Genomic DNA, 3,868 nt, shown 5'->3' with positions numbered 1-3,868 from the left:
TATCACCGGTGTTACCGGGCACAATATCAATTTGAAGCAAAATCTAAAAGCAGATAAGCAATTACTGCTAACTCACTATCTTGTCTTTATTGAAAAACTTAAAACCATAAAATTTGATTTAATATTGGCAGGGCATTCGCACGGAGGGCAGGTCCGTATTCCTTTTTTGGGTGCAGTGATTCTTCCTTATAATGTCGGCAGGTATGACAGGGGCCTGTTTAAAACCGGTTCCGGCCCCCTTTATGTAAATCCTGGTATCGGCTGTTATCTTTTGCCTGTACGCTTTTGCTGCAGGCCTGAGATAACAGTTATTCAATTTTGATATCTTCGTAAAAAGTTAAAAATATGCGTAAAATATGATCAATAAAAGTAAATTGAAGTCTAATTCTCATTTATTCAGCACTCTTGGGATTTAAAACAGCTATCAATATATTGGTTTCCTCCAGATATTTTTTTGCATGGTTTTGTAATGTGGCAGGAGTTAATTCTTTAATATAATTTTCATGTTCCATTAAAGTGTTGAGATCCTGGTTCAGCATTACAAAATCTCTAAGTGCATGAGACCACCAGTCGTTATCACTTCTGGTTTTCTTTGATTGATTTAACAAGATTTTTTTTATTGTTTCAATTTTTTCTTTTGACATTCTTGTCTCACGTAAATCTTGGAGTATTGCTTTTAAACCGCAAACCACCCTGTCTACATTTTCAGGTGCACAAGTAAAATGAAATATTATTTGAGAATGCGGAGACGGTTTTACTGAATAAAATCGGCATGCCACATGCCCCGAATAAATCAAGCCCTGTTTCTCTCTTAACTCTTCTATAATTTTCATATTAAGTATATTTTCAAGGGCAGAAAACTCTGATACTTTTCTTTCAGTAATTGTGTAATAATGATTCAATTGAATAATTATATTGCTTTTATCCTCAAGATTTTCATTTATTGAAAAAGCATATTTACCCGGCAAAGGCTTAAGTCCCAAATCTTTTGGCTGTTCTTTGGCTTTACCTGCCGGCAGGCCGGCAAGGTATTTTTCAACTAATGGAAGGATATTATGCATTTTGAAATTTCCTACAAACTGAAACGTAAAATCTTCTGCATTTTGAAACCGGTCCTTAAGACTTTTTTTACACAAATTTGAATCAAGTTGCATTATGGATTCTTCTGTAATCGGTTGAGAATAATCATTGTCCGGCCAGGTCGTTTCAATGATCTTTCGTTGAAATTTCCAGAATGCAGTATTTTGCATATGTTTAATCTGTTGAGCATATTTTATTTTTTGCTCTTCAAAAGCATTTTCATCAAACCGTGGCTGGCTGATGCCATGACTAATTATTTGAAAAAAGAGTTCTATATTTTCCGGTGAACAATTTCCTCTTATACCTTCTTCATAAGGATCCACATAAACTCTGGCTCTGATTTTTTTTGACATCAACTTCTTATATAATTCCTGTTTTGAGTAATGGCCAATTCCAGAATTTTGAACAATAGGATCAGCTAACAATTTTAAAGGTAACAACTCCGGTTTTAACAATGACAGCCCGCCAGGACTGTAGCACCAGAAACTTATATCATTTCGTTTAAATAACGTTGGTTTGAGAATGACCCTGGCCCCGTTGGAAAGCTCAAGTATTGTTACATTAATCTTTTTATAGTAGGTTTTCTTTACAATCGTACCCTTTGTAACATCTTTTGTTAACAAACCTGATTTAGTTATTTGATGGGAATAGGGGGCGAGCTGTTTTGACTTCACCTCAGCAACAATTTCTTCTATCTTTTTTTTGTTGGGTAAATATTTTGAAGATGCGTTATTCCCCATAGAAATCACCACCCTGTTGGATGCGTCAAGCTGATTGTAAAAATTATTAATATCACCGACCTGGATGGAAGGCAGATATTTTGTACAAAGACTGCTGTATGATATGGGTGAAAAAATAATGCTTTTCTGTAATACTTTAATAATATATTTGTTTGCAAAATTTTTAGATTTTTTTGTGTCCTGTTCTACACAATCTGCTACTGAACCTTTCAATAAGTTTTTCTTGGCTTCTTTTAATTCTGATTTCAGGACCCCGTATCTTGTAAGTCTTTCATATTCCAGAAAAATATCTTTAAAACATTGCCTGAATTTATTATCCTTTACTTTCGCCTCAAGATAAAAGAACCCGTCATGATCCGTCTGCCACCCACGGGAACATAAGACCCGGTGATAAGACCGCTCGGACAAACTTTTATCCATTAGCCTGTTTCTTAAAATAGTAATATATAATTGTTCAGTCAAATATTGGCGAAGATCGTTTTCTTTAAGCAGTTTATTTGTCTTTATCAGTTGATAAATCTTTATTGATGCTTCTGTCAACTCGGGATCTTTGACATTCAAATACTGAACAGTTTTATACTCTGGTATGTCAAAATCTTTTAATTCAGGTAAATTTTCATTATTTTTCAAGCTGGAAAAAGTTGACTTGATTTTGGATTCAATCTCATCTGCATCAATATCCCCAACAACCACAACAGACATTCGTCCAGGCTGATACCATTGTTTATAAACAGCTTTAAGCCTTTGGTGAGTAATCGTTTTAATGATACTTTCTTTCCCGATCGGAAGCCTTTTTAAATATGATGGGCCGCACACCAAAGGCATTATCTGATCCCTCACCCGTTTACTTACAGATTTCCTTGCCCGTAATTCTTCTAAAATAATATTTCGTTCTTTATCTACTTCAATTTTTTCAAACACGATTTCATTAGCCCAGTCTTTTAATATCAAAAACCCTTTATCAATGATCTCTTTTTGATCTGTGGGCAAAGAAAAGCGGTAAACAGTTTTGGTATGACTGGTATATGCATTAAGATCCGGCCCGAATGCCATGCCATTCTTTTGAAAAAAATCAAATAATTCATTTTGACGAAAATTCCGGGTGCCGTTAAAAGCCATATGTTCAATAAAATGAGCAGCTCCTTGTTCATCTTCACTTTCAAGCAATGAGCCGACATTTACTCCGAACCGGAATTCCGCTTTTTTTTCAGGATTTTTATTCACCCGGATAACATATCGCAATCCATTATCAAGAACACCTGTTCGAATCACAGGATCCTTAACCAGGTTTTTATTTAGATCCTCAGGTCCAAACACCACATGGGATAAGCAGGAACTTAGCAATAATAAAGAAATAATTAAAACAAAGATTCTTTTCATTAAATTCTCCGGTTGCAATTTATTCCGGCAAAGCCTGTAATGGGCGCCTTTTGTTTTAATGAGCTCATGATGCGGCCCCTGCTCAACCGTCCTGCCTTTATCAAGAACAATAATGATTTTGGTCAGGGATAAGGCAAAGAAAGAAGTGTCAAAACAAGACCGGTGAGAATAAAAATAAGGATATTCTTCCAGTATGGTTTGAGCAGAACCAGAAACTTAAAGATGTTCTGATTAATGATTTAACAATTTTCTGGATCATCTCCAAATTATTTAAAAGTCATAAAAGCTTTCTTTTAAAAGAGTTGATAGGCAATCTTAAAAGGTTCTCTGGAATCAAAGTCGATGCTCATAAAGCGATCTGACTCTTCGTGTTTCACAATAGGGGCGCTGTAACCGAATATTGTCACACCAACACCATCTTTCTTTGTTTTTATATCTTCTCGCCAAAGCTTAAGATTACTCTTTCCTTTTTTTACCTTGTCCTTCTCAGGTGTATTTTTCAATTTTTTCTTTGATTTTTCTTCATTTCGAATACGGCTCAATATGCCGGAAGCATTTGAACCTTTAAGTTCTACTCCGATACTGCTGATTTTCCAGCTCTCTTTATCGGAACGAATTCCTTCGAATCCCAGGCTTATCCATTTTTTATGCCCGCCATTATAGTACAT

General features: G+C 35.3%; 2 protein-coding genes and 1 pseudogene. 1 reads left to right on the top strand and 2 read right to left on the bottom strand.

All coding sequences use genetic code 11. The annotated features are described in order from the left end of the window. Positions 1-322, top strand: a pseudogene (locus tag K8S13_RS15035) (hypothetical protein); the annotation flags it as partial. A 70-nt stretch (positions 323-392) separates the two neighbouring features. Here the strand turns inward: K8S13_RS15035 and K8S13_RS15030 are convergent. Beyond that, positions 393-3,200, bottom strand: coding sequence for a pitrilysin family protein (locus K8S13_RS15030; protein ID WP_291463703.1), 2,808 nt, complete (start codon positions 3,198-3,200; stop codon positions 393-395). Between the two features lie 293 nt (positions 3,201-3,493). Next, on the bottom strand, positions 3,494-3,868 hold a 375-nt coding region (locus tag K8S13_RS15025; RefSeq protein ID WP_291463702.1), incomplete at its 5' end, for a hypothetical protein.

The organism is Desulfobacula sp. (assembly GCF_021107415.1).
Note: the sequence above shows the minus strand (reverse complement) of the source record. Positions and strands in the feature narration are given on the sequence as shown.

Excerpts from the sequence above, each read along its gene's own strand:
- K8S13_RS15030 (WP_291463703.1), bottom strand. The coding sequence starts at position 3,200 with ATGAAAAGAATCTTTGTTTTAATTATTTCTTTATTATTGCTAAGTTCC.